Annotated in this window: 28 protein-coding genes; 11 read left to right on the forward strand and 17 right to left on the reverse strand. The window is 60.0% G+C overall.

Annotated features, from left to right (window positions below; all coding sequences use genetic code 11):
• Window positions 1-129: 129 nt before the first annotated feature.
• Together EDF70_RS04025 and EDF70_RS04030 are read left to right on the forward strand one after the other, a co-directional pair.
• Window positions 130-675 carry an adenine phosphoribosyltransferase gene (locus EDF70_RS04025; RefSeq protein ID WP_132272025.1) on the forward strand — a complete coding sequence of 182 codons (546 nt, stop codon included), beginning with the start codon at window positions 130-132 and terminating at the stop codon, window positions 673-675.
• 92 nt (window positions 676-767) lie between these two features.
• Complete coding sequence (locus tag EDF70_RS04030) at window positions 768-1,382, forward strand: LysE family translocator (protein ID WP_132272026.1); 615 nt, start codon at window positions 768-770, stop codon at window positions 1,380-1,382.
• Between the two features lie 11 nt (window positions 1,383-1,393).
• Here the strand turns inward: EDF70_RS04030 and EDF70_RS04035 are convergent, their stop codons facing one another.
• From EDF70_RS04035 to ychF, 3 genes are read right to left on the reverse strand one after another with little or no spacing between them, the layout of a single operon-like run.
• Entirely contained in the window at window positions 1,394-1,861 is a 468-nt protein-coding gene (locus EDF70_RS04035; protein WP_132272027.1) for a MaoC family dehydratase, read from the reverse strand.
• Window positions 1,858-2,340, reverse strand: coding sequence for a MaoC family dehydratase (locus EDF70_RS04040; RefSeq protein ID WP_132272028.1), 483 nt, complete (start codon window positions 2,338-2,340; stop codon window positions 1,858-1,860). The genes EDF70_RS04035 and EDF70_RS04040 overlap by 4 nt, the downstream gene beginning before the upstream one ends.
• A gap of 16 nt (window positions 2,341-2,356) precedes the next feature.
• Complete coding sequence (ychF, locus tag EDF70_RS04045; protein WP_132272029.1) at window positions 2,357-3,460, reverse strand: redox-regulated ATPase YchF; 1,104 nt, start codon at window positions 3,458-3,460, stop codon at window positions 2,357-2,359.
• A 139-nt stretch (window positions 3,461-3,599) separates the two neighbouring features.
• Here ychF and EDF70_RS04050 point away from each other — a divergent pair, with 139 nt between their 5' ends.
• The 3 genes from EDF70_RS04050 (at window position 3,600) to clpS (ending at window position 4,677) form a co-directional block, all read left to right on the forward strand.
• A complete protein-coding gene (locus tag EDF70_RS04050; protein WP_132272030.1) occupies window positions 3,600-3,896 on the forward strand; it encodes an AbrB/MazE/SpoVT family DNA-binding domain-containing protein in 297 nt (98 codons plus the stop codon).
• A complete protein-coding gene (locus tag EDF70_RS04055; RefSeq protein WP_132272031.1) occupies window positions 3,886-4,284 on the forward strand; it encodes a PIN domain-containing protein in 399 nt (132 codons plus the stop codon). Before EDF70_RS04050 ends, EDF70_RS04055 begins: the two co-directional genes overlap by 11 nt.
• A gap of 84 nt (window positions 4,285-4,368) precedes the next feature.
• Window positions 4,369-4,677: an ATP-dependent Clp protease adapter ClpS gene (gene clpS / locus EDF70_RS04060; protein ID WP_132272032.1), complete on the forward strand. Its 309-nt coding sequence runs from the start codon at window positions 4,369-4,371 to the stop codon at window positions 4,675-4,677.
• Between the two features lie 9 nt (window positions 4,678-4,686).
• On the opposite strand, the gene EDF70_RS04065 is transcribed toward clpS, so the two are convergent.
• From EDF70_RS04065 to EDF70_RS04090, 6 genes are all read right to left on the reverse strand, one after another.
• Complete coding sequence (locus tag EDF70_RS04065; protein ID WP_132272033.1) at window positions 4,687-5,616, reverse strand: oxygenase MpaB family protein; 930 nt, start codon at window positions 5,614-5,616, stop codon at window positions 4,687-4,689.
• 75 nt (window positions 5,617-5,691) lie between these two features.
• A complete protein-coding gene (locus EDF70_RS04070; RefSeq protein WP_132272034.1) occupies window positions 5,692-6,141 on the reverse strand; it encodes a GNAT family N-acetyltransferase in 450 nt (149 codons plus the stop codon).
• Window positions 6,142-6,146: 5 nt separating this feature from the next.
• Window positions 6,147-6,884 (reverse strand): aminoacyl-tRNA hydrolase, encoded by a 738-nt coding sequence (gene pth, locus EDF70_RS04075; protein ID WP_132272035.1) that lies wholly within the window; start codon window positions 6,882-6,884, stop codon window positions 6,147-6,149.
• 94 nt (window positions 6,885-6,978) lie between these two features.
• Window positions 6,979-7,707, reverse strand: coding sequence for a transporter substrate-binding domain-containing protein (locus tag EDF70_RS04080; protein ID WP_132272036.1), 729 nt, complete (start codon window positions 7,705-7,707; stop codon window positions 6,979-6,981).
• Window positions 7,708-7,744: 37 nt separating this feature from the next.
• A complete protein-coding gene (locus EDF70_RS04085; protein ID WP_132272560.1) occupies window positions 7,745-10,120 on the reverse strand; it encodes an EAL domain-containing protein in 2,376 nt (791 codons plus the stop codon).
• 330 nt (window positions 10,121-10,450) lie between these two features.
• Entirely contained in the window at window positions 10,451-11,062 is a 612-nt protein-coding gene (locus EDF70_RS04090) for a 50S ribosomal protein L25/general stress protein Ctc (protein ID WP_132272037.1), read from the reverse strand.
• A 327-nt stretch (window positions 11,063-11,389) separates the two neighbouring features.
• On the opposite strand from EDF70_RS04090, the gene EDF70_RS04095 reads away from it, so the two are divergent.
• Both EDF70_RS04095 and EDF70_RS04100 read left to right on the forward strand, forming a co-directional pair.
• Window positions 11,390-13,465 (forward strand): bifunctional diguanylate cyclase/phosphodiesterase, encoded by a 2,076-nt coding sequence (locus EDF70_RS04095; protein ID WP_132272038.1) that lies wholly within the window; start codon window positions 11,390-11,392, stop codon window positions 13,463-13,465.
• A 110-nt stretch (window positions 13,466-13,575) separates the two neighbouring features.
• Complete coding sequence (locus EDF70_RS04100) at window positions 13,576-15,030, forward strand: hypothetical protein (RefSeq protein ID WP_132272039.1); 1,455 nt, start codon at window positions 13,576-13,578, stop codon at window positions 15,028-15,030.
• Between the two features lie 125 nt (window positions 15,031-15,155).
• Here EDF70_RS04100 and EDF70_RS04105 read toward each other — a convergent pair whose 3' ends face one another.
• From EDF70_RS04105 to lgt, 6 genes are all read right to left on the reverse strand, one after another.
• Window positions 15,156-16,088, reverse strand: coding sequence for a ribose-phosphate pyrophosphokinase (locus EDF70_RS04105; RefSeq protein ID WP_132272040.1), 933 nt, complete (start codon window positions 16,086-16,088; stop codon window positions 15,156-15,158).
• Window positions 16,089-16,237: 149 nt separating this feature from the next.
• Window positions 16,238-17,086, reverse strand: coding sequence for a hypothetical protein (locus tag EDF70_RS04110; protein ID WP_245519035.1), 849 nt, complete (start codon window positions 17,084-17,086; stop codon window positions 16,238-16,240).
• Window positions 17,087-17,192: 106 nt separating this feature from the next.
• A complete protein-coding gene (locus EDF70_RS04115) occupies window positions 17,193-18,359 on the reverse strand; it encodes a Xaa-Pro peptidase family protein (protein ID WP_132272041.1) in 1,167 nt (388 codons plus the stop codon).
• 1 nt (window position 18,360) lies between these two features.
• The gene (gene pgeF / locus EDF70_RS04120; protein ID WP_132272042.1) at window positions 18,361-19,158 is read right to left on the reverse strand and encodes a peptidoglycan editing factor PgeF; all 798 of its coding nucleotides are present in this window, start codon (window positions 19,156-19,158) and stop codon (window positions 18,361-18,363) included.
• 191 nt (window positions 19,159-19,349) lie between these two features.
• On the reverse strand, window positions 19,350-20,453 hold the full coding sequence (locus EDF70_RS04125; protein ID WP_132272043.1) for a class I SAM-dependent methyltransferase: 1,104 nt from the start codon (window positions 20,451-20,453) through the stop codon (window positions 19,350-19,352).
• A 16-nt stretch (window positions 20,454-20,469) separates the two neighbouring features.
• Window positions 20,470-21,315: a prolipoprotein diacylglyceryl transferase gene (gene lgt / locus EDF70_RS04130; RefSeq protein WP_132272044.1), complete on the reverse strand. Its 846-nt coding sequence runs from the start codon at window positions 21,313-21,315 to the stop codon at window positions 20,470-20,472.
• 239 nt (window positions 21,316-21,554) lie between these two features.
• Here lgt and EDF70_RS04135 point away from each other — a divergent pair, with 239 nt between their 5' ends.
• From EDF70_RS04135 to EDF70_RS04150, 4 genes are all read left to right on the forward strand, one after another.
• Window positions 21,555-21,812, forward strand: coding sequence for an accessory factor UbiK family protein (locus EDF70_RS04135; RefSeq protein WP_132272045.1), 258 nt, complete (start codon window positions 21,555-21,557; stop codon window positions 21,810-21,812).
• A gap of 462 nt (window positions 21,813-22,274) precedes the next feature.
• Window positions 22,275-22,775: a YbjN domain-containing protein gene (locus EDF70_RS04140; RefSeq protein ID WP_132272046.1), complete on the forward strand. Its 501-nt coding sequence runs from the start codon at window positions 22,275-22,277 to the stop codon at window positions 22,773-22,775.
• Window positions 22,775-23,593, forward strand: coding sequence for a pyrroline-5-carboxylate reductase (gene proC / locus EDF70_RS04145; RefSeq protein WP_132272047.1), 819 nt, complete (start codon window positions 22,775-22,777; stop codon window positions 23,591-23,593). Before EDF70_RS04140 ends, proC begins: the two co-directional genes overlap by 1 nt.
• A gap of 2 nt (window positions 23,594-23,595) precedes the next feature.
• Window positions 23,596-23,937 (forward strand): tRNA-binding protein, encoded by a 342-nt coding sequence (locus tag EDF70_RS04150; RefSeq protein ID WP_132272048.1) that lies wholly within the window; start codon window positions 23,596-23,598, stop codon window positions 23,935-23,937.
• 41 nt (window positions 23,938-23,978) lie between these two features.
• On the opposite strand, the gene EDF70_RS04155 is transcribed toward EDF70_RS04150, so the two are convergent.
• Window positions 23,979-24,431: a MarR family transcriptional regulator gene (locus EDF70_RS04155; RefSeq protein ID WP_132272049.1), complete on the reverse strand. Its 453-nt coding sequence runs from the start codon at window positions 24,429-24,431 to the stop codon at window positions 23,979-23,981.
• A gap of 101 nt (window positions 24,432-24,532) precedes the next feature.
• Window positions 24,533-25,828 carry an ATP-binding protein gene (locus EDF70_RS04160; protein ID WP_245519072.1) on the reverse strand — a complete coding sequence of 432 codons (1,296 nt, stop codon included), beginning with the start codon at window positions 25,826-25,828 and terminating at the stop codon, window positions 24,533-24,535.
• Window positions 25,829-25,835: the final 7 nt, after the last annotated feature.

Here is a 25,835-nt window from a genome sequence, read left to right on the forward strand (position 1 = left end):
TTTTTCATGTGCGCCGTCCTGTTGTTCTGGGGACGGTGGTTTGAACGCGGTATGCGCGGCAACGCGGAACTTTACAGGGCGGTCATTGCGGGCCAAGGTGCCGCCTCAAGAACAAGAGACTAGGGTCCCATGACTGCCTCCACCAAAGACATCCTTTCCGCCGCCATCCGCTCGATCCCGGATTATCCGAAGCCGGGCATCATCTTTCGCGATATCACCACGCTGCTCGGTGATGCGACAGCTTTCCGGTTGGCGGTCGATGAACTGGTGAAACCCTATGAAGGGCTTGGCGTCGACAAGATCGCCGGCATGGAAGCGCGTGGTTTCATTCTGGGCGGCGCCATGGCCCACCAACTGTCCGCCGGCTTCGTGCCGATCCGCAAGAAGGGCAAGCTGCCTTACCGAACGGTGAGCATGGCCTATGCGCTGGAATACGGCACCGACGAAATGGAAATCCACGTCGATGCGGTGAAGCCCGGCGAAAAGGTGATCCTCTGTGACGACCTCATTGCGACAGGCGGTACGGCCGTGGGTGCAGTGCAGTTGCTGCGCCAGATCGGCGCGGAAGTCGTCTCCGCCTGTTTCGTCATCGATCTGCCGGAGCTCGGAGGCCGCAAGAAGCTCGAGGCGCTGGGCGTCGAAGTGCGAGTACTGGCGGAATTTTCCGGGCATTGACCCCTCGTTTTCCATGATTGCGCGGGTTTTTGCCCGCGTTATCCTCCATGCCTGAGCCGACGGGGCCGGGACACCATCATGGGGGATTTTGCATGGACGTGGCGACGCTTCTGGCTTTTGCCGTTGCTTTTTTCGTATTCGCCGCAAGTCCCGGCCCGGATAACATGACCATCATCGCGCGGACGCTGTCGCATGGCGCAGCATTCGGCATCGCTTATGCGAGCGGCATGGTGGCGGGCATTCTTGTCTGTCTTTCTCTGGCCGTTCTCGGCCTCTCCGTGCTTGCTGCCGAAATGGGTGGCGTGATGACGGTGCTGCGTTATGCCGGCGCGGTGTACCTGATCTGGATGGGGTTTCGCATGTGGAGCGCCGATCCGGTTCTGCCGGACGTGTTGCCGGCTGCCGACCGGCGCGACCTGATGAAAACCTTCGTCACCGGCATCGCGCTCAATTTCGGAAATCCCAAGATGCCACTGTTCTACGTGGCGCTGCTGCCGCATGTGGTCGGGCCGCAATTGACGTTTGAGCAGGGCGGCATGCTGGCGTTGACCATCCTGCTTGTGGAAGTGGTCGTCATCGGTGCCCATGTGCTGGCTGCCAGCCGCGCGCGAAAAATGCTGCGCAGTCCGGTGGTGATGCGACGGGTCAACCGGGCGTCGGGCACAATGATGATCGGGGCGGGTGTTGCCGTGGCAGCGTCGCGCTGAAACGCTTTTGCCTATTCGAATTCCAGCACGCTGCCTTCGTAACGCATCACCAGCTGACCGTCCTGATTGACGCCCTCATTGAGCGTGCGGTTGATGAAGGTGCCCGGACGGGTGGCGAGCGGGCGGCTGTCCACCATCGTCACCGAATAGGTGATGCTGTCGCCGGCATAGACCGGGCGCAGCCATTGCAGCTTCTGGAAACCGGGTGAGGGTCCGAGTTTTGGCGGCTGCTGGCCCTCGGCGATCAGGCGCCCGCTTTCCTGCGCCCAATAGGCCAGAAATGTCTTCATCCAGCCGGCGCAGGTGTGCCAGCCGGAGGCGCAAAGCGCGCCGAAGACGTAGTGCCTGGCAACTTCCACATCGACATGGAAGGGCTGCGGATCGAACTGTTTTGCGAAGCGGATGATGTCGTCCGTCGTGAACAGCATCGTGCCGGTCACGACCTTTTCGCCCGGTGGAGAAAGCTCTATCAGCCTCATTCGGAAACCTCGGGCGAGATTTCGGTATGGGCGCGCAGGCGCATCATGATCGGGTTTTCGCCACGCATGACGGTTTCGCCGCGCTGGTTTTCCACCTCGTGCAGGAATTTGACAAGGCCGATGCCGGGCTTGGAGCGCAGCGGGCGTGCTTCGATGACGGTGGAGCGGCCGGACAGGGTATCACCGGCCAAGACCGGTTTGCGCCATTCCATGAAATCTATGCCGGGAGAGCCTTGCGAGGAAGAGCGCGACAACCAGCCGTCATACATCATGCGCATGAACAGGCTTGCCGTGTGCCAGCCTGAGGCCGAAAGGCCGCCCAGAATGCTGGCACGGCCGGCCTCTTCGCTGAGGTGCATGGGCTGCGGATCAAATTCGGACGCGAAGGCGATGATCGCCTCCGCGGTGATTTCGGCATGGGCCAGGGCAAAAATGCGTCCCGGTTCAAAATCCTCGAAATGGAACTCGATCACGCCCATGGCCGGTGCTTCTATCTTACGTGTTGAAGCGGAAGTGGATCACGTCGCCGTCGTTGACGACATATTCCTTGCCTTCGTCGCGGCCCTTGCCGGCTTCCTTGGCGCCAACTTCGCCCTTGTAGGCGATGTAATCGTCAAAACCGATGGTGAAGGCGCGGATGAAGCCGCGTTCGAAATCGGTGTGGATGACGCCGGCGGCAGCCGGTGCCTTGGTGCCACGGACGATCGTCCAGGCGCGGGTTTCCTTGGGGCCGACCGTGAAATAGGTGATCAGGTGGAGCAGGTTGTAACCAGCGCGGATCAGGCGGTCGAGGCCAGCTTCTTCAAGGCCAAGCGCCGAGAGGAATTCCTTGGCTTCTTCTTCCGGCAGCTGCGCCACTTCGGATTCGATCGCCGCCGAGATGATGACGCATTCCGCACCCTGTGCCTTGGCCATTTCGGCCACGGCCTTGGTGTGCTCGTTGCCGTCGACCGCATCGCCTTCGGCGACGTTGCAGACGTAGAGAACCGGATGCGAGGTCAAGAGGTTGAGGCCCTTGAGGATCTCGATATCATCAGCCGCCAGCGTCTTCAGGAGGATGCGGGCCGGTTTGCCTTCGTTGAGAAGCTTGATGACCGCTTCCATAACCGGCAGCTGGGCGACCGATTCCTTGTCATTGGTCTTGGCGCGCTTGCGGGTCTGTTCGACGCGGCGCTCCAGGCTTTCGAGGTCGGCGAGCATCAGCTCGGTCTCGATCGTGTCGGCATCGCCGACCGGATTGATCTTGCCTTCGACATGGGTGATGTCGTCGTCTTCGAAACAGCGCAGAACATGCACGACAGCATCGACTTCGCGGATGTTGGCCAGAAACTTGTTGCCGAGGCCTTCACCCTTGGATGCGCCGCGCACGAGGCCGGCGATATCGACGAAGGAGATGCGCGTCGGGATGATTTCCTTGGAGCCGGCAATCGCTGCCAACTGCTGCATGCGTGCATCGGGCACGGCGACTTCGCCGGTGTTAGGCTCGATCGTGCAGAAGGGATAGTTGGCGGCCTGCGCGGCAGCCGTCTTGGTGAGTGCGTTGAAGAGGGTGGACTTGCCGACATTCGGCAGGCCCACGATACCGCATTTAAAGCCCATGGTCGGGAACCCGTATCTTTGAACAAACGTGGGGCAGGCTATGGGGGAAAGCGCCGTGAGGGTCAAGGGGGCGGGCGGACCTCGTCCCTTGCGGGCCGGCCCGATATCACTTACTTTTAATGCTCACGGAGTGTTGGTCATGACCATATTGACTGTCACCAGCGAGGGCGAAGTGATCCTCGACAGAAAGCTTCTGGAGACGCTGGACATTGCGCCGGGCGACCGGCTGGTTGCTCTTCCGCAGGCCGATGGCGGACTGTCTCTTTCACGCATGCGAGATAAGGCCGCGCCGACCGGAGAAAAGGCCGAAGGTGGACTGGAGGCGTTTTTCGGAGGCCTGAAAAACAGACGGCAGCCGGCTCCTTCGCTTGATGAAATCAATGAAGCAATTGAGAGCGGTTGGGCCGGTAAAGTACGGTTCGACGATGATCGCTGATACCAATGTGCTGGTCCGTGTTTGGGCCGGAGACGACGCGATCCAGGCCGCGCAAGCACAGGATGCCATGGCGAAAGCGCAGCACATTTACGTGCCCGTCCCAGCTTTCTGCGAGTTTGTCTGGGTACTCCGGCAGATCTATCGCCTTTCAGGTGTTGAGATTGCCGGTGCAATAAGGACGCTGATTTCCAATGATCGTGTTATTGTGCAGCTGGATGCCGTGACGGCAGGTTTGTCATTTCTCGATGCGGGCGGCGATTTTGCCGATGGCATTGTCGAATTTGAAGGACGACGGCTTGGTGGCAGGGTTTTCGCGACTTTCGATCGCCGGGCCGCAATGATCATTCGCGGGCAGGGGCGGGAATGCCTGCTGCTGGGTAGCAAATAACAACGTCATATTGCTGAAATATTGAACCGCGCTTATGCGCTGGAATTCATGCCTATCAGGCAACGTCATCATCAGGAGATGCCGATGGCCGACGACACCACGCTCAAGCCGACATCGAAAACCAAACCCAAGACGGAGCGCCCGAAGCTCCACAAGGTGCTGTTGCTAAACGACGATTATACGCCACGCGATTTCGTCACCCTCGTGCTCAAGGCGGTTTTCCGGATGAGCGAGGAGGCGGGATATCGGGTGATGATGACTGCGCACAAGATGGGCAGTTGCGTCGTCATGGTGGCGGCGAAGGATATTGCCGAGACGAAGGCGACCGAAGCCGTCGATCTCGCCAAGGAAGCGGGTTTTCCGTTGATGTTCACCACCGAACCCGAGGAATGATACGCAGCCTCAGCGTTTCATCGGCCGGTAGAGATAATCGTCCGGCAGGTCGAGGCGGCGGCAGGCCTGGACGGGTGGCGAGGAGCGCAGCAGCAAGCGGTCTGCGCTGCGGGCCGCCAGTCGCACGGTCGCGCGTTCCAGTCGGTTGAGCGACCATTCCGGACCAAGCTCCAGCCGGTGTCTTATCCAGTGGGGCAGGGTTTCGACCGCAGCCTTGAGCAGCATGCCCTGCAGTGGCCGCGTCGGGGCCGGGAGTGCCGGAACATCACGCATGATCGCGAGAAATTCTCCAACGATCGGTGACGGCTCCAACCGGTCGCGTTTGGCGGCGAAAAGAGCGTTCAGTTCGGTCTGTGATTTGGGCGCGCCCAAGGCGCCATAAAGCCGGGCGGCAAGCCCTGCTTCGCGAAAAAGGGCGTCGCGTTCCTCGTCGGACAACGGCCGCACGAAGTGATGATAGGCTTCCATGAAGCCGAAACCGGCCGTGGCCTGCACCCAGTCGAGCAGGTCCTGATCATTGGCGTTGTAAGATTCACCACTGCTTGTATGGCCCTCGACCCGACCGTGGCGGCGCACGACACCGGAGATCATGGCCTCGGCCTGGCTGCGGGCGCCATAGACCGTCACCATGGCGGCAAGGCCGGTGCGTTGCAGGCGCGTCAATGCGTCGTCGCGAAAGCTGCTATGTTGCCAGACGCCGTCCCGCACTTTCGGTTCGGCGAATTCCAGAAGAACGGCGGCGATGCCACCGATGAACATCGAGATCTGGTTCTTGAAGACGATCCACGAAACGGAATCGGCCGGTACCAGTGCCGGCTCGCCCCTGGGTGCGGAAAAATCGATTTTCAGGCCGCTATTGCCGATCAGGTCGGTGGCGGCGCGATCCAGCCTGTCATGCAGCATACCGGGCAGTGGCAGGGCTGTGGAATGATGAAACATCGCAAACTCCTTCGTGACCAGAAGTCACTCAAGAGGGCGTTTGTTCCAGAATTGTGATTGATCATCTGTTTTTGTTCAGCTGCGGCGGATCTGAAAGCCCGTCTTGCTACGTTCAAAACCGCAATCCTCATAGAAGCGCAGCGTCGATGGATTTGTTGAACCCGTTAATAACATGACCTTGTAGCAATCGGCCTGCCATGCCATCTCGATCGCGTGTCGGATCAGCTGCGATCCATGCCCTTGCTGACGGTGCGCGGCATGGGTGACAACGTTTTCGATAAGGGCATATGGGCAGGCGTTGCGGGTCAGGTTTGGCACAACGACAAGCGTGATGGTTGCCACGGCCTTGTCGCCTTGAAATCCGATAAGCACAGTCATGCCCGGTTGAGCAAGGATCGTTGAAAATCGCTCCTCAGCAATTTTAGAACTGACGACCGGATCATCGTGACCAAGATGCCGATAGAGAGCGAGCAAGGCGGTCAAATCATCGCTGCCAGCAGCGCGGATTACCAGCTCCTCCGCCATCGATGTCACTCGCCCTTGCTGCCGAACATCTTTTTCAACATCTCTGCCATCGGTCCTGATGTCGGCAGGTTGGGTTTTCCGCCGCCGCGTGCCTGATGAATGTGGGATTTGCCGGCCGGTTTTGGGGAGGCCAGCTTTTCCGACTTGGGCTTTTCGGCCTTTTCCGCCTCGGGCTTGGCGCCGACGGCCAGCGCCAGCTTGTTCATCAGTTGCGAATCCTCGCGCTTCACCAGCATGCCGGCATCGTCGGCCAGTGTGTCGAGCAGCGGTTCCAGCCAGACCTTGTCGGACTTGGCGAAATCGCCGAGCACGTGGTTGTGCACCTGTTCCTTGTTGCCGGGATGGCCGATGCCGAGCCGCAGGCGGCGATATTCGTTGCCGCAATGGGCGTCGAGTGACTTGACCCCGTTATGACCACCATGGCCGCCGCCGGTCTTGATGCGGGCGCGGCCGGGCGCGAGGTCGAGTTCATCGTAGATGGCGACGATGTCACCGGGGCCGAGCTTGTAGAACCGCATGGCCTCGCCGACGGCTTCACCCGACAGGTTCATGAAGGTCTGCGGTTTCATCAGCAGCACCTTTTCGCCGCCAAGTTCGCCTTCGGAAATCAGCGCCTTGAACTTTTTCGACCACGGCGCAAAGCCGGGCAGTCGCTGAATGGCGTCCAGCGCCATGAAACCGATATTGTGGCGGTTACCCGCATATTGCGTGCCGGGATTGCCCAGCCCTGCGATGATCTGCATGTCTGCACCGTTCGTGGTGATCTGTCCGGCCTTCACCACCGCGAAACGGCACGGATGTCAACCGCCTTGCGTTCGCTGGAGTGTTTTCATCACTTCAGGGTAGCGGTGGTTCAAGACCGTGGGCGCGATATATTCTGGCTTGTGTGCCGTCGGCAATCATGCGGTCGAGTTTGGTCTGCAATGTCTTTATGGTCTGCCACGGGACGTTGCGATTGCAGGCGATGCCCAGGCTCTGTTCGGTCAGTTGCGCGACCTTTTCGATTTCGACGCCGCGCTTGTGCAGTTGTTCATAGACGTCCTGCGACATCGGCATGAGATCGATGCGGTCACGCAGCAGCTTGGCAAGCGTCACGTCGAATGTCGAACTGATGTCGATTTTCGGAAATTTCAGTTTTTGCAGCACCGTTTCCGTGTAATCGGACCTGTGTGTGCCCACGGTAAAGGCCTTGGCTTCATCGATCGTCTGGGCAGCAACGCCGGCGTTGCGATGCTTGACGAGAATGCTCCGGCTTTTGGCAAGCGGCATCACCCATTTGAAGCGCGGTTTTCTTTCGGGGGTCTGTGCCGCTGAAAAAACGCAGGTCGCGGGCTGGGTTTCTGCCAGCGCTATGGCGCGCGCCCACGGCATGACCTCTATCCGGTAATCGAGGTCACTGCCCGCCATGATGCCTCTGATCTGATCGACCGAGATACCTCTGGGAGGGCTTGCTGCGTCCTCAATGACGAAAGGCGGATAGGATTCCGTGGTGAAAAGCAGAGTTTCGTCTGCCGCAGCGTGTCCGGCAGCGAAGATCAGGCTGAGTGTCAGCGCCGGAGCCTTCATTTATTCTCCCTGTCGGTGCGACTGTGGAGTGTCTTCATCAACCCGCCATCGTTTCAAGTTCGTCGTCGCTTTGCGAAAGCGCCGTCATCAGGTCGGCAATGCCAAGCGGCTTGGCGTAGAGATAGCCTTGGGCGCAGTCTACACCAATTTCCCTGAGGAAGGTACGCTGTTCCTCCGTCTCGACGCCTTCGGCGATCACGGTGCATTTCATCTTGTGCGAGATCGCGCTGATGCCTTCCACCAGCATCCGGCTCTTTTCGGCGACTTCCTTGCGATTGCCGCCAAGCGAACGGATGAAGGACTGGTCGATCTTGACGATATCTACCGGGAAACGGCTCATGTAGCTGAGCGACGAATAACCGGTTCCGAAATCGTCGATGGCGATGCGGCAGCCCAATTGGTGAATACCGTCAAGGATCTGGCGGATTTCCGGGTTGTCGTGCATCAGCACAGCTTCGGTAATCTCGACGACAAGACGGGATGGGCGGATGTCGTAGCGGTTCAATGTGCCGGCAAGATATGGGGCGAGGTGCCGGTCGAACTGCAGCGGCGAAAAATTGACGGCAACATAGGTGTCCGCCAGACCCGGCAGACGCGAGACGCGCGCGAGGTTGGCGATCGCGTCCTCGAAAATCTGCTCGCCGATGCGGCCGATCGAGCCGGTTTCTTCGGCAACGCCGATGACGGCTGCAGGTGGCAGAAGTCCCTTGCGCGGATGGCGCATGCGCATAAGCGCTTCGAAGCCGATGATCTTTCCGCTCTCGATCTCGACGATCTGCTGGAAATGCGCCTCGAACCAGTGGGCCGCCAATGCTGCCTCGATGTCGCTTTCGATCTCGGCGCGTTCTCGGGTGCGGTCGAGAATGCTTGGATCGAAGACCTGGGCGCCGTTCTTGCCCTCGCGCTTGCGCTCGTACATCGCTATGTCGGATTTTTGCAAAAGCTCGGCGGCGCTGTTGGCATGCAGGGGGTAGAAGGCGAGGCCCATGCTGGCGCTGAGGCGCACATGCTGGCCTTCTGCCTGAAAGGGCAGGTCGAATATGTCGACAACCTTGTCACACAGCGCTGCGGCGCGTTCCTGTACTGCACCACCCGTAACCAGAATAGCAAATTCATCGCCGCCGAGACGGGAGACGGAATCGCCCTTGCCGATCAGCGGCTGCAGACGCTGGGTGAACTGCCGCAGTACAGAATCGCCTGCGGCATGGCCAAGATTGTCGTTGATCGCCTTGAAGCGGTCGAGGTCGATGAACAGGCACGCCACCTCACTGCCGGTCGCGTCCGCCTCGGCAATCCGGCCATCGAGAGCGGCCTCGAAACCCTGCCTGTTGAGGAGGCCCGTCAGGTAGTCGGAAATCGCCTGGTGGTGATTGCGCAACTCGGACTGCTTCAGTTCTGTGACGTCGGTCATGACGCTCAGCGAGGCCGGCAGGTCGGCAGCCGAGGATACCAGCTGTGTTTCGGCGATCAGGGCGTCCATGATGCGTCCGTCGGCACAGACAAATCCGATCGTCACATCGCTCGCCGAGCCGGCGGCGACGCCGCCGCCTTTGCGCCGAGCATAACGGTCACGGTCTGCGGGGGCGACGAGGTCCCTGAACGGATGGCCCAGGATGTCTTCGCGCCGGTAGCCCGTTGCCAGCAGCCAGTAATCGCTCACCGCCGAGATCATGTCGTCGGCATTGAGAGAAAACAGCATGGCGGGCGTGAGGTTGTAGGTCTCCTTCATCAACTGGTGGGCGCGCTTCAGTTCGCGCTCCTCCCTGTCCAGCTGGATCTGCATTTCGTTGAAGCTTTTGGCAAGCCGGCCCATCTCGTCGCCGGAGCGCCAGTCGACATGGTGGCGGGAGCCTAGCCGACGCGTGGCTTCGATCGCAGCGGTCAGCCGCATCAGCGGCTTGATGATCATGATGCGATTGCCGATGATGGCGGCGCCGAACACGGTGAGGATGGCGATGACGAAAATCGAGATGAACGCCATTTCCATCTGGTTCAGCGCCGCGAACCAGCCGATCCTGACATATTGAAGCGTCAGCCTGCCGACGTTGCGCGGCCCGTCCGCCGACTGGAAGAAGATCTGCCTGGAAAGCTGCTCCACATCATCGCCATCGCTTTGCGGGTTGCTATCGGTGACGTCGAGCTTGCCGAGCGTATCGGTGATGCGCACGACACGTACGCCGCGTTCGGCCACGAGCATGCCCGAGATACGGCGGACGCTTTCGATGTCCAGTTCCCACAGCGGCTTGCTGAGCGCCTGAGCATTGGCGGCAACAAGGATTTCAATCTGTTCGTTGAGGCTTTTGGCGGCCTGCTGCGAAGACAGGGCGAGAAAGAGCGTGAACAACGGTGCGACGACAGCAAGCAGCGCGCCTGATATGATGGCGACAAAACGGCTTTCTACAGAATGAGTCATCATTCGTACTTTCAGGGTCGCAGCGTTCTCTTATGGTGGCGTTTTGGACGCCTTGTTAATCCGAATTTTTGTCACGGACAGATTAAGCTTTGCTGAAGTTATTTTTGGCCTCTTCTTTCCCTTTGATCGTTTTTTTGCCGTTGTTAGGAAGAGTAGAGTTCGATCACATGATCTCCATTATAATGCGATCCGTTATCACTTTCTGAATAAGCCTGATTTTTCAAGCCTCGGCAGATGACGCCGCCCGCACGTGCTTAAACAAGCCTTAAAACGAAAGAGGCCCGCCGTTGGAAACGGCGGGCCTCGATCAAAGCACTGTCGGAAAACGTATTATTCCGAAGCAGGTGTTTCTTCAGCAGTTTCTTCTTCAACGCCGGCAGCCGGAGCGACGAGCGTTGCGATGGTGAAGTCGCGATCGGTGATGACCGGAACAACGCCCTTCGGCAGCTTGACGGCCGAGATGTGCAGGCTGTCGCCGATCTTTGCGCCGGTCAGATCAACCGTGATGAATTCCGGGATCTGGTTGGCCGGGCAATGCAGCTCGACGGTGTGGCGAACGATGTTAAGTACGCCGCCCTGCTTGATAGCCGACTTGTCTTCGTTTTCGAAGTGAACCGGTACTTCAACGTTGACTTCGGTCTTTGCAGACACGCGCAGGAAGTCGACATGCATGGTGAAGTCGCGGACCGGGTCCAGCTGGTAGTCCTTCGGCAGCACGTTGATCTTCTTGCCATCGAGAACGATGGTAGCGATCGTCGTCATGAAACCGCCGGCGTGGATACGCTTGGTGACTTCGTTGGTCGACAACGTGATGGAGATGGGGGCCTGCTTGTCACCATAGATGACAGCGGGAATGAGACCATTGCGGCGAAGTTCACGGGAGGACCCCTTACCGACCCGTTCGCGCGCCTCGGCCTTGAGCTCGTAATTGTCCTGGCTCATGGCATTTCCTTTCGAGGTTGTTTGGAGTGTCTGCCGCAGCGAAAAACGCTATGATGGGCAAACCGGAGGATATCTCGCGATACTCTCCCATCCGCATTGCCTCCAAGGGTGTCTACGCGGACGAGGGGTCCATAATACAAAGGCTCAGCAATGGCAAGGGAAGGTGTCAGGAAAGCGTTTGCAGCCTGCAGTTTGCGCTCCGGCGGCGTTTCGAGACAGGCTGCAACCTTGCCCTGTTGATATTGCCGAATCCTTAACCTTGCTCGCCAACGCTTCGATTATCATTTGTTTCTAAAACGGCAGAGACACTCCAAGCCGGAATATGAAATGCTGCATATATTGAATTGTATCGCCGTCGAACACGACTGGCGTTACGTGGGCGCCGCCGTGATGATCTGCGTGGTCGGTTCATTCCTGACCATCCGGCTGTTTTCGCGCGCCCGTCGTGCGGCGGGCCTCGAGCGGGCAATCTGGATTTTCCTGTCCGGCTTTATCGGCGGCACGTCCATCTGGACGACGCATTTCCTGGCGATGCTCGGTTATCACGCCGGCGGGGCTGCTGGTTACGGCGGTGAGCTGACGCTGCTGTCGCTGTTCATTGCCGTGGCGACGACAGTTTGCGGCATTGCCATCGCCACATATGCCGGTCGCTCCGCGCTGGCTGAGGCTGGCGGCGCTGTCATGGGGCTCGGTATCGCTGCCATGCATTATACCGGCATGGCTGCCTATGAGATCCGTGGCGTGATCGCCTGGGATCAGGCCTACGTCGTCGCCTCACTGGTACTTGCCGCGTTTTTCGGTGGATTGGCAATGAACCGCGTGGTTCGTCCTGTCAGCCGGTTCTGCCGGTATGGCGGGCCGCTTGCCATGGTTCTCGGGATTGCCAGCACGCATTTCACCGGCATGGCAGCAATGGCGGTGACGCTCGACCCGGCCATCGGCTCCGCGGCAGAAGCCATTTCCCCGGTTCTGCTCGGTTTCACCATTCTTTCCGTGATGATGGTGCTGCTGGTTCTTGCCGCTTGCGCCTACCTGCTCGATGCGCGCACCACCGAGGCCGCTGTCGAGCGTTATCGTCATCTCTCGCGTCATGACGCGCTGACAGGTTTGCCGAACCGCTCCGCCTTCAACGAGGAAATCGAGAGCCTGCCGCGTCGCAACCATGACAGCTCGGCGCGCATTGCCGTTCTTTCCTTCGACCTCAACCGGTTCAAGGAAGTCAACGATGTGCATGGCCATGCGGCCGGTGACGCCGTTCTGCGCGAGATTGCTGCGCGGCTGGCCGCATCATTGCGGGATGGCGAGTTTCTGGCGCGCGTCGGTGGTGACGAGTTCATCGCTCTCACCCGCAATTATTATGTGCGCACCGATGCCAGTGCGATGGCCAATCGGCTGATGGGCGAAATCGGCAAACCGGTGGAGTGGAACGGCAACACGTTCATCGTCGGTTCGAGCGTCGGCATTGCTATCCATCCGGATGATGCGGCCGATATCGACGATCTTCTTGCGCAGGCGGATGTCGCCATGTACCGGGCGAAGCAGTCCGGCGAAAACGCCGTCTGCTTCTACGATCCGTCGATGGATCAGGCGGCGCGCGAGCGCAACATTCTGGCCATGGATATGCGCTCCGGCCTGCGCCGCGGCGAGTTCGAACTTTATTATCAGAAGCAGAACGATACGCTCAGCGGCAATGTGATCGCTTTCGAAGTGCTTTTGCGCTGGCGCCATCATACCAGAGGCATGATTTCTCCGGTCGAGTTCATCCCCATCGCCGAACGCAACGGCTTTATCAACGAGCTTGGCGAATGGGTGCTGCGGCAGGCCTGCACGGAAGCGGCAAGCTGGAAAAATCCTTTGCGGATCGCCGTCAACGTGGCCGCGCCGCAACTGGCCGACATGTTGTTCCCGATGAAGGTTCGCGACATTCTGGCGTCGAGCGGCTTGCCCGCCGAACGGCTGGAACTGGAGATCACCGAAACAGGTATCGTTGCCGACCAGCAGCGTGCGCTGGTGATCATCCGGCAGCTGAAGGACATCGGCGTGAAGATCGCCATGGACGATTACGGCACCGGTTATTCTTCGCTGTCGACGCTGCTGACCTTTCCGTTCGACAAGATCAAGATCGACCGTGCTTTCGTTGATGGCGTGCCCACCAGCGCGCAGTCGGCTGCCATTGTCCGCTCGACGCTGATCCTTGCCTCCAGCCTCAATATCCCGGTTTTGGCGGAGGGCGTCGAAACCGATGCCCATATCGCTTTCCTGCGGGAAGAAGGATGCGGGCAGGTTCAGGGTTATCTCTTCGGCAAGCCGGGTCCGAGATCCGGCATAGAGGACATCGTCAACGGTCCGGCAGTCGCGCCTGAGGGTATTTCTACGGTTGCGGAGAGTGCTGCCGCTGCATGAGCTGTGGTTGTTTTAGCGGCCGCGACGTTATCTTGAAGCCCTCTCATTGACTTTCGCCTTTCGGCTTGCAGATTTGCCCACGATTAATTCAAAACGACAGGAGTCGATCCATGCGTCTCAACCTCGCCACGGCCAGCGCCGTGGCAATCGCGGCCGCGATGTTCCATCAGCCGGTACAGGCCGCCGACGTCAGTGAGCAGGGAGCCAAGGAGCTTCAGGGCAGCCTGACGAAAATGATGCCCGAAAAACTGGTTGAGAAGGGTGTCGTTGCCGTTACTCCGCAGAGCGACAAGTACCAGATCCTCTTCGATCTGCCGAAACTGATCGGCGTTTACGACAACCCGCTGTTCTCGCTCAAGCAGATCACGCCGATGACATTGTTCGCCACGCCGGCGGATGGTGGCCTGTGGCAGGTCGAAGGTGAGAACGATTTTGCCATGTCCAGCGTTGGCAAGGATCCGGAAGGCAAGCAGTCGGATTTCAGCTATACGATCGCCAAGGTTGCTTATGACGGCCTGTTCGATCCGGCGATCAGCTATTTCCGCTCGGGCGATTTCAGCTCCGGCGCTGGCACCATTACGACCACGGCCGGCGCTGAGAAGGTCGATGCCAGCTTCTCCGGCATGGAATACACCCTGTCGTCTGTAGCCGGTGCTGCCGCATCGACGATGGATTTCCGGGGCAGCGGCTCGATTGCCGATTTCAAGCAGACGATCATGACACCGCAGGCGCCGTTCGAGTTCACCGCCGAAAGCGTCGACATCGATGCCGGTGCCGCCGGCGTCAATGCACAGAAGCTGCGTGACCTCCTCGTATTCATCACCGACAAGGCCAACAAGCAGAAGCTCGATGCGCCGGAAATCGAGGAATTGAAGGGTCATGTGCGCGCTGCGCTGCCGTTCTTCACCAGTTTTGACGAGAAGATCGACCTTCAGAATACCACGGTTTCCACCGAGCAGGGCGACGTCTCTGCCGAGACCGTCAGCTATATGATGAAGGCTTCCGGCCCGCTTGCCGCGACCGAAGTCGGCTTCGGTTTCGGCGCCAAGGAATTGACGCTGGCTGACGGCATGGTGCCGCCGATCTACACGCCGTTCGTGCCGACCGTGACCGATCTGCAGTTCTCGGTGCCGAACCTGAACCTGCAGGCACCCATCGATGTCATGCTGAATGCAGACTACTCGAAGGAGCAGCCGCTCAGCGATGCGGAATCGGCCGCCATGGGGCTCTCGGTGTTTCCGGGCGGCGCCTACACGGTCAATATCGGCAAGTCCATCGTGACGGCACCGTCCTATGATCTGGAAATCAGCGGCAAGGTGACCGGTTCGCTGATGGCGCCGGATCGCGTCAAGGTCGATACGGTCATTCTGGCGCGTGACTTCGACAAGACCATGGCTGCCGTTCAGCAGCTCGGCCAGGCCGATCCGCAGGTCATGCAGGTGTTTCTCGGCATGACCATGGTCAAGGGCCTTGCCAAGACGGATGCCGACGGTCGTGCGCGCTGGGAAGTCAGTGTCGATGAGAACCGCAAGGTGACGATCAACGGCAATCTGCTGCCGTTCTAAACATTGATTGGCGGATGCGGTTCCCGTGTCCGCCTTCACCACCGAAGAGGTGGTAAGAAACGCCAACAAAAAAGCCGCCCTTGCTGAAGCAGGGCGGCTTTTTTTGATACTTGATGATCGCTGGATCAGTCAAACAGGCTGGATACGGATTCTTCCAGTGCCGTGCGGTTGATGGCCTCGCCGAGAAGGTTGGCGGTCGAGACCACGCGGATGTTCGGTGCGGACTGTACGGCCGTCGTCGGCTGGATCGAGTCGGTGATGACAAGCTCCTTCAGCATCGACGAGGCGATACGGGTGACGGCACCGCCGGACAGAACGCCGTGGGTGATATAGGCCGTCACGCTGGTGGCGCCGTTCTTCAGGAGCGCTTCGGCCGCGTTGCAAAGCGTGCCGCCGGAGTCGACGATGTCGTCGATAAGCAGACAGTCCTTGCCGGTCACGTCACCGATGACGTTCATGACTTCCGATTCACCGGCGCGTTCGCGGCGCTTGTCGACGATCGCCAACTGGCAATCGAGGCGCTTGGCAAGCGAACGGGCACGCACCACGCCGCCGACGTCAGGGGAAACGACCATGACGTTTTTCAGGTCATAGTGTTCCTTGACGTCACGTCCGAGGATCGGCACGGCGTAGAGGTTGTCGGTCGGGATGTCGAAGAAGCCCTGAATCTGGCCTGCATGCAGGTCGAGTGTCAGAACGCGGTCGGCGCCGGCCTCGGTGATGAGGTTGGCGACGAGCTTTGCCGAAATCGGTGTGCGCGGCCCGGCCTTGCGGTCCTGACGAGCATAGCCGAAGTAGGGAATGACTGCTGTGATGCGCTTGGCGGAAGACCGCTTGAACGCATCGATCATGATCAGCAGTTCCATGAGATGATCGTTGGTGGGAAAGGACGTCGATTGAATGACGAACACGTCTTCGCCGCGAACGTTTTCCTGGATCTCTACGAAGATCTCCTGGTCCGCAAACCGTCTGACGCTGGCTTTTCCAACAGGAACATTGAGATACTTGCAGATCGCATCGGCTAGGTGCCGGTTCGAATTTCCTGCGAAAACCTTCATTTCGGTCCGCCTATTGTGTGCTGGATGGGGCCTTTTACCGCCGCAGTTTGTGAATGCAAGTCCGATTGGCCGATGCCCCTACTTTTTTATGAAGACTCCATGACGCAGGCGCTGTTTTTGCATCAGTCAATGCGGTGTTGCGACGCGTTTCAGCCCGGTTGTGCATGCCGCCATTCCATATACGCATCTATCGTCTCGCCGGCGATCGTTTCCATCGTTGCGGCGGGCACCGACGCCCATGGGTCTGTTCCGCCGCCGGGAACCTTCTGTTGGCCCTGGATGCGGTTGAGGCGGTTGCCGCCGCTGTCGAGAATATCCCAGACATAAACCACGGTGATGCCACCGCCATCAGGAAAGGCGGAAAGATAGCCCTTGAGGATATGTTCGGAAGAATTGTCACCGGAGGACTTGATGGTGAGGCCGGCGGCGCGGGCACGCATGCCGAGCTGGCGCGACAGCGGCGTCACGGCCTGTACGGGCGCACCGATGATCGGCAGGAAGCGGATCGTTTCCGCGGTCGTGTTCGCGCGCGTCGGCGGCAGGTTTGCCTGCATCGGCGCGCTTTGGGTCTGCGGCGGATTGTTCGCAGGGGTCTCCGTGGAGGCCGGGGCGGTGCCCGGAAGCGGATCGAGCGGTGCGGAGGCGACCTGAGATTCGTTGCCGGCCTCGATGGCGCGTGCCTGCGCTTCCAGCGAATTCTGCGGGCCGCGGCGGTTTCTGGATGGAGGCTCCGGAAACTGATCGTTTCCATAGTTGCTACTGCCGGCATAGGCGTTCGAGCGATAGGCCGGCTGCTGGCTCGAGGCCATGCGCTCCGTATCCGCTTGCGTGACAGGGTTCGACGGCTGCATGCCGCCGCCGACATCGACCTGCGGCGTCAGGGCATCGGTGGTGTTGCAGGCACAGAGCGCCAATGTGAGGCTTAGGGAGAGAGCAAGGGTGATCGCGCGAAACGGAGTGCCGCCGGCAATTGCGGGCATTGTTTTGCCGTGCCGCATGTCCGTCTCCTTTACCACCAGTCCCGGCGGTAAATTTACGTGCGCCTTTCCGGGCCTGTCAATGCCGCTGGCGCCACCGTCGGTGGCGCCGTCTGCACTTTCTCCATCAGGCCGGGAAAGCGGGCAGGGCAATAAGGTCGAGCGGGTGGCGGGAGAGGGCGCGTGGCGCCTCCTCTGTCGTCAGGTAGGTATGGCCCAGCGACATTGCCGCGCCGCTTTCCGAATCCATGATGATCATGTGGACGAACAGCGACATGCCGGGCAGGATTTCCTGGGGATTGCCCTGATAGAACATCTGCTGCTCCATCCAGGACGGCGAGAAACGCGCGCCGAGCGAATAACCGCAGGCGTTGAGGCGGTGACGTGTCAGGCCACGCTCATCCATGATGCGGGCATGGGTGTCGAAAACGTCGCCAAAGGTGTGGCCGGGGCGAAGCACCTCTTCGATCGCAAGGATGGTTTCGTGACAGGCCGTGTAAAGTTCGCGGTGGCGGGCGCTCGGCTCGCCTATCAGCACCGTGCGCATCATCGCCGCATGGTAATGGGCGCTGACGCCGGCCCATTCCAGTGTCAGCTGGTCCGAGGCGGACAGCGTGCGGCGGCCGGCCTTGTAGCGGCACAGCAGCGCGTCGTCGCCGGAACCGATGATGAACTCGTTGGCGGGGTAATCGCCGCCGCCGGCAAAGATGGCGCCCTGCATCGCCGCCAGAATATCGGCCTCATTGCCGCTTGCCTTGATCAGCGGCAGGGCGGCATCGAGTGCGTCGTCTGCAAGGGCGGCTGCCTTTTCCACATAGGCAATTTCAGCAGGGCTCTTGATCAACCGCAGTTCGCCGACGAGATAGGAGCTATCAACAAGTTGGGCGAAAGAGTTCAACTGATTGTCGAGCAGTTTCGCAACGCGGCCGGTCATGCCATGGGTGTCGTATTCGACGCCGATGCGGGTGCCGAGCAGATCGAATTCGCTCAGCAGGTTTTTCAGGTCGACGGTCGGATCGGCATTGGCGCGATCGACCCAGACGACAATGTTTTCGATGGTCGAGGTATGGCGTGCCTGCCGCAGATCGGCAGAGCGGGTGATCAGCGACATCGTGCCATCGGCCTTGACCACGAGGCACTGGAAGAAACAGTAGCCGAACGTGTCGTAGCCGGTCAGCCAGTACATGCTTTCCTGAGCAAACAGCAGCATGGCATCGAGCTTTTCCGTCCGCATCCGCTCTGTCAGGCGGGCAAGGCGGGCGTCATATTCCGGTCTCTCGAAATGCAGGGCCATGTCAGCCTTCCTTCTTCATGATGCTGATCGCCGAAATCTGCCGGCCATAATCGGGTTCACCGGCATGTGTGGTGCGACGATAGGAGTAGAAACGGTCGGGGTCGGGATAGGTGTCGATATCGAGTTTTTCCGCCCGCACGCCGGCCGCCTTCAAGCGCTTGAGGGTGAGCGAGGGCAGATCGAACAGGGCGTGGCTGGGCTTGCCTGACGGCGCGAAGAATTCGTCGTAAGCCGGATCGAAACCCAAAAACCGTTCGACGAATTCCGGACCGACCTCGTAGCTGGCGCCAGTAATCGATGGACCGAGGCAGGCGGTGATGTTTTCGCGTGTTGCTCCGAGCGCGATCATGGCGGTGATGGTGTTTTCTGCGACGCCGCCGAGCGCGCCTTTCCAGCCGGCATGGGCCGCGCCGATGACGCCCGCTTGCGCATCGGCAAACAGGATCGGCCCGCAATCGGCCGCCAGCACGCCCAGAACAAGTCCGGGCACGCGGGTGACCATGGCGTCGGCCTGTGGGCGTTCGCCGGCATTGTCGCTGCTGACGACAACGACATCGGGCGAATGAACCTGATGCACGGTGGCGAGATTTTCTGCCTGCTCTCCGAACCAGGCGGCGACACGGCGGCGATTCTCGACGACATTTTCGCGGACATCATCCGAACCGAGGCCGACATTGAGACCGGCATAGATGCCTTGCGAAACGCCGCCCTGGCGCGTGAAAAAACCATGGCGAATGCGGCTGCCGGCGTTTTGGGCGAGCAGCGGGCTTTCAATCGGCGTCGGCAAGTTTTCCTGCATCGGCTGGACTGTTTCTCGTTCTGATATGGGATGGATGGATGAAGGTCTCGGCACCGGATCAATGTTGCAGGCGGATGGTGCGGTGTTTCCCGGTTCGCTGCTTCGTTGGGCCGGATGTTGGCCCAGCCGAACGCCGTCTGTCAATCGCGATGCAGATCACGGAACGGTTTGCGACGCTCCGTGGGCTGCGATCAGTCGATCTTGCGGAACGGTGCAAGGCGCACATCGGGGCTGGAGACGGCGAGGACCTTGAACAGTTCGCCCATCTTGCCCGCACCTTCGCCAGCGAGGCGATCGACGGCGGCGGCAATCAGCTTCTGCTGCTCGAATGGTTTGTCATTGGCCAGTTTGGAGGCGCGTTCGGCAATGCCGAGGCCGTAGAGAAAATCACCCTGACGCAGGCAGCCGTTGATCTGCACACCGGCAGAACGCGCCACCTTGGCCAGATCCTCGAAATCGACGTGACTGGTGAGATCGGCCTCGCCTGGATGCGCCAGCGGGTCATCGAACTGGTGGCGCAGAACCGCCTGAAGGGTGTCGCCATAGCTGGTGACCATGGTGCCGTAATCGATGATCGCTGCCGTGCCGCCCTGATGCCGCAGGCGTTCGGACAGGGTCTGCATCACCGCCTGACGGGCAGGTGCCAGTTCAAAGATGGTGCCTTCCGGCTCGTTGCCATGCGGGACCGGCAAAAGCTGCGGATCGATCGTGGCGATACCGACGCCGAAAGCGAGTTCGTCATTGGCATCCAGCGTCACAAGGCGTTCGCGAAATCCGGTCGGCGTCCTGACGAACTGGCGGATCGGGATGGCGTCGAACAGTTCGTTGGCGACCAGAAGTGTAAAACCTTCCGGCACCTCCTCAAAATCGCCGAACCAGCTGACCTTGGCCGAATAGGATTCGAGCGTGATGCGTTGCACGCCGCGCAGGCGTTCGCTGGTTTCGACGAGATGCACGTGGGCTGCTTCGAACAGTGTCGGTGCGAGTTTCGAGATGACCCGCAGCATGTCGAGCATCAGCGTGCCGCGACCGGGGCCGATCTCCACGAGGCGGATATTCTCCGTCGGGCTGCCGTGTTGCTGCCAGGCATGTACCATGAAAATGCCGAGCATTTCGCCGAAAAGCTGACTGATCTCCGGCGCGGTGATGAAATCGCCGGTGCGGCCGAACGGCTCGCGCGTCATGTAATAGCCGTGCTGCGGGTCAGCGAGGCATATGGCAAAATAATCGGTGACGCTGAGCGGGCCGTTGTGGCGGATGATCGTCTTGATCTTGTCGGCGAGGGGCGTGGTCATGGGCGTCCTCGTCGTCCTACGCGGCCTTGCCGGCCGCGAGGCGGGCACGGACGATTGACCAGATGCCGAGCGCCACCATCGGCAGCGACAGGACCATGCCCATGGTCAGCCAGCCGAAGGCGAGGTAACCGAGCTGCGCGTCCGGTTCGCGGAAAAATTCCACCAAGATGCGCGACACGGCGTAGCCGATCACGAACAGGCCGGTGACGGTGCCGGGTGTCTTCAGCGCTCTGAAGGCGTAGACGGTGATGGCGAGCAGGATCAGCAGCACGATGCCTTCCAGGCCTGCCTCGTAGAGCTGGCTCGGATGGCGGGAGAAGGGGCCGCCGGTCGGGAAAACCACAGCCCACGGCGCGTCGCTGATGCGACCCCAGAGTTCACCATTGATGAAATTGGCGATCCGGCCGAACAGCAGGCCCAGCGGCACGACGGCGGCAACGATATCGAACATGCTCCATACCGGGATGGAATGCCGGCGGGCAAACAGGATCATCGCAATCGTGGTGCCGGTGAGGCCGCCATGGAAGGACATGCCGCCGTTCCAGATCTGCAATGCGCGGATCGGATCGGCTGCGACGGCTGCGAAGTCATAGAACAGGATATAGCCGATACGGCCACCAAGCACGACGCCGGCTGCGACCCAGACGAGGAAATCGTCGAGTTGCTGCGCCGTCATCGGCGGGGTGTCGTTGGGCCATAGTTTTGATGTGGCGATAAGTCTGCGGGCATAAAGCCAGCCGAGAAGAATGCCTGCAACATAAGCCAGACCATACCAATGTACCGAAAGCGGCCCGATGGAAAAAGCGATCGGATCGATGTTCGGAAATGGCATTATGGCAAGGAGACTGGACGCTGTTACCAAAATTCTACGCTCTCCCGGCGGGATACATACTTAAAAGAGGCCTAAAACAGGCGTTTGCGGACCATGGGGCTTGGGAAAATCGCGGTCAAGACGAATCTCCGTGTCACCTCGCGTCATCCTCAGGCATCTTTGGAATCGGCGGGTGTGACGCCAAATCTTCTTGCAAGCGGCGACGCCAGACCCTACCTGATTTCCACAGATCAATGGCCCTTTTGCGGCCCCTTTATACGGAGACCACAATGTCAACCGGAACGAACCGCATCTTCGACGAATTCGCACGGCTGATGACGGATGCTGCAGGCACCGCACAGGGGCTGCGCAAGGAAGTGGAAACCGCATTCCAGGCGCAGGCCGAGCGTTTCCTCAACAGCATGGAAGTGGTCAAGCGCGAAGAGTTTGAAGTCGTGCGCGAAATGGCCATCAAGGCGCGTGACGAAAATGACGCTTTGAAGGCCCGCATCGAAGCTCTTGAAGCCAAGCTCGCCGACAAGGCCTGATTCACAAGCGCTTGTGGCTGGTCTTGTTCCAGCCACAATTTTCTCTTGATAATGCCGCTGACGGACATTCCGTTGGCAATCAGGGGCTTGGCAGCCCCGTTTTGTTGTGCATCGCCCGCCTATTGGTAAACGGTACGTTAAAAAATCCGCACCCTGTGGACACTGCCGAAAAAGCCAATTGCCAGAGTCAGTTATCGTTCCCGCTCAATCCAAATCCGAGCATGGTTTGTGAGTCGTCCCCGCAAAATCTAAAGCCGGGGGCTGGAGTTGGGACTCTGTGCCTATACACTGATTTTACAAGATGATTCGAGATGAACACCGGCAAGCTCCGCACATGTTGCGAAGCCTAGGCTCAAGTTCGTCGGCGATCATTCCAGATTTTGTCTCCGGTTCGTTGTGTCGCGTTTTGGTGTGTTCGCACGTGAATTTCGCAAGATCCAACCCCGGTCTAAAAGGTGCCGCATGAACGTCATGGGAATGGAAATTGAACGACAGTCTAACCCGGTCGATATGATCGAGTTTGTGGCTGCCTCCAATGACTGGACGTTCGAGCGTTCTGGCGAGGACGAAATCGCCATGACGGTCGCCGGTCACTGGACGGATTACCACGTGTCCTTCTCCTGGATGGAAGAGTTCGAGGCGCTGCATCTGGCCTGCGCCTTCGACCTGAAGGTGCCGGAAGTGCGCGTCAACGAGATTTTCCGCCTGCTGTCGCATGTCAACGGCCAGACGCTGATGGGTCACTTCGACCTGTGGCGTCAGGAAGATGTGGTGATCTTCCGTCAGTCCCTGCTTCTGGCAGGCGGTGCCGAGCCGACCAACCAGCAGGTGGAGGTTCTGCTCTCCAGTGCGCTCGATGCCTGCGAAAACTATTATCAGGCATTCCAGTTCGTCGTGTGGTCGGGCATGGATGCCAAGTCCGCCATGGAATGCGTTCTGTTCGAAACCGTCGGAGAGGCCTGATGACTGCAGCGGTGGCGGGGCCGATCGTTCTCGTTGGTGCCGGCAATATGGGCGGCGCGATGCTCTCGGGCTGGCTCGATGCCGGCACGGATGGCGCCTCCATCGTTGTTCTCGATCCGTCGCCATCCGAGGCGATCAGAGCGAAGCTGTCGGAGAAGGGGGCTTCCTCTTATCCCGCTGCGCCGGAAGGCCTGATTGCCGGCATCCTGTTTCTTGCGGTCAAGCCGCAGATGATGGAAACCGTGCTGCCACTGGTGAAACGCGTCGTCGGGCCACAGACGGTCGTCGTGTCGGTTGCGGCGGGCACCACGCTCTCCTCTCTTTCAAAACATCTCGGTGAAGCCGCCATGGTGCGGGCCATGCCGAACACGCCTGCCATGATCGGCCGCGGCATTACCGGCGCTTACGGCAATGCCCGCGTCACGGATGAGCAGCGCAGCCGAGTGACCGAACTTCTGGCCGTCAGCGGTCCCGTCGAGTGGGTTTCGAGCGAAGCCGATATCGATGCCGTCACCGCCGTGTCCGGCAGCGGCCCGGCCTACGTGTTTTATCTCGTTGAGTGCATGGCGGAAGCGGGGCGCAAGCTCGGCCTGCCGGCGGACCTTGCCATGCGGCTTGCGCGGGAAACCGTGTCGGGGGCGGGCGAGCTGATGCGGCGATCCCCCGATGAAGCCGCGCAGCTGCGCAGGAACGTCACGTCGCCCGGCGGCACGACGGCGGCCGCTCTCTCCGTGCTGATGGCAGAGGACGGCATGCAGCCGCTGTTCGATACGGCGCTTGAAGCAGCAAGAACACGCGCACAGGAGCTTGGTAGCTGAGCATGAGCGACGAAATCACCTATGCCGACTTCGAGAAGGTCGACATCCGCGTCGGCACGATCATCGAGGTGGAAGCATTTCCGGAAGCCCGCAAGCCCGCCTACAAGCTGCGCATCGATTTTGGCCCGGAGATCGGCATAAAACGTTCGTCAGCACAGATCACCGTGCATTATACACCCGAAACGCTGATCGGCCGACAGGTGATGGCGGTCGTCAATTTTCCGCCGCGCCAGATCGGCCCGGTACGTTCGGAAGTGCTGACGCTGGGTTTCGAGGATGAAGCCGGCGCCATCGTGCTCGGTTCGCCGGAACGCACTGTACCGAACGGCCGGAAGATCATGTAATCTCCGGCGCAGCGTGCCATTTTCCGATGCGCTGGGCTGGCTTAAGCTGTCTCTTCCGTCTCGGGCAGGTCGATGGAGGCGCTGATACTGCGCATGACACGTGATGCGACTTCCAGCTCTTCGTCCGAAAGACCGGAAAGAACCTGCTTGCGCACTTCGGCCGCAACCTGATTGACCTGAGCCAGAACGCCTTGAGCGGCCTCCGTCAGCACGATGGTCTTGACGCGACGATCTTCAGGGTGCTCCCGACGTTCGATGAAGCCGCTGGTCTGCAGGGCATCGAGAAGGCGCACGACAGACGAGCTGTCCAGAAAAAGCGCTTCGGCGAGATCTTTCTGGCGCATCGGTGTTTCGGCGCGCGACAGCTGCAGTAGCGGCAGCCATGTGGCATCCGTCAGGCCAAACGGCCGAAGGCGCAAGTCGAGGGCGCGGCGCCAATTGCGGCCGGCCTGGCTGAGAAGATTACCGAAATTGTCACGGACGTTTGATGTCATGCGGGCTGTATCTCGTTTCTCTATCAACTGTTGCTATTGCACATATTCGACTGGCTGTCATCTTCAGGCGACTGAACTATTTGTCAGCCCGAATTGACCGATCAGGCAGGCACTCTGACGATCGCTCGCAGACCTCCTTTGGGGCTTTCTCCCAACGTGACATTGCCGCCATGGGCGCGGGCGACATCGCGGGCGATGGCAAGGCCAAGGCCGGTGCCGGATGCGTTGAGATTGCGGGCTTCGTCCAGCCGGTAGAAGGGCTTGAACACTTCCTCGCGGGCATTTTCCGGAATGCCGGGACCGTCGTCGTCGAATACCAGCATCAGCCATTTGGCGCTGTGGCGCGCTTCCACATGCAGCGAGTTTGCGTAACGCTGGGCGTTGGAGGCAAGGTTGTCGACAAGCCGCAGGAAAGCGTTCGGCCGCACTGACAGTTCATCTTCGCCGTCGATCGAATAGGTCATGGTCTTGCCGTGCAGGGCAAAGTCGGCGCGCATCTTTTCCATCAGGTCGCTGAGCTTGAGGACGCCGATATCCTCTTCCGATTCGTTGCGGGCAAAAGCCAGATAACCTTCCAGCATGGTCTGCATGTCGTCTGCATCCGCGCTCATGCCCTGCAGTTCGGGAAGGTCGCCTGCCAGCGCCAATTGCAGCTTGAAGCGGGTGAGGATGGTGCGCAAGTCATGGCTGATGCCGCTCAGCATGGTGGTGCGCTGGTCCATCTGGCGCTCGATGCGTTCGCGCATCAGCACGAAGGCAAGGCCGGCGCGGCGGATTTCGTCGGCGCCGCGTGGCTGGAACGGTTCGTCGCTGCGCTGGCCCTTGCCGAACGTCTCGGCTGCATCGGCAAGCGCGAGGATAGGCCGGATCTGGCCGCGCAGGAAAAGCACCGAAATGCCGAGAAGCACCAGCGAGGTGCCGAACATCCAGACCAGGAAGATGTGGGTGTTGGAGGCATAGGCCTGGCTGCGGCGGGCAAAGACACGCAGCACGCGATCATCGATCTTGATGCGGATCTCGACGAGGCCGCTGTCACCGATCGTGTCGATCCAGAAGGGCAGGCCGACATTGGTTTGGATCTGGCTGGCGAGAACATCGTCCAGCAGCGAGAAGAACGGTTTTGGACGCGGCGGCGGCAATTGCGCATTCGGTTCGATCAGGATGCTCAGATCGAGCTGCTGATCGGCGATGCGGGTGATTTCGCTGTAATTGCCATCCTGCGGATAGGTACGGATGACATCGATGATGGCAGCGATATCACGGGTGACGGCTTGCGACAGGCGATCCGTCACCATGCGCCAGTGGCGCTCCATGAACACCGCGGCAACCACGGTCTGCAGAAGCAGCATCGGGATGATGACGATCAGCATGGTGCGGGTGTAGAGGCCGGTCGGCATGCGCCGT

Source organism: Neorhizobium sp. JUb45 (assembly GCF_004343585.1).
Taxonomy (GTDB): Bacteria; Pseudomonadota; Alphaproteobacteria; order Rhizobiales; family Rhizobiaceae; genus Neorhizobium.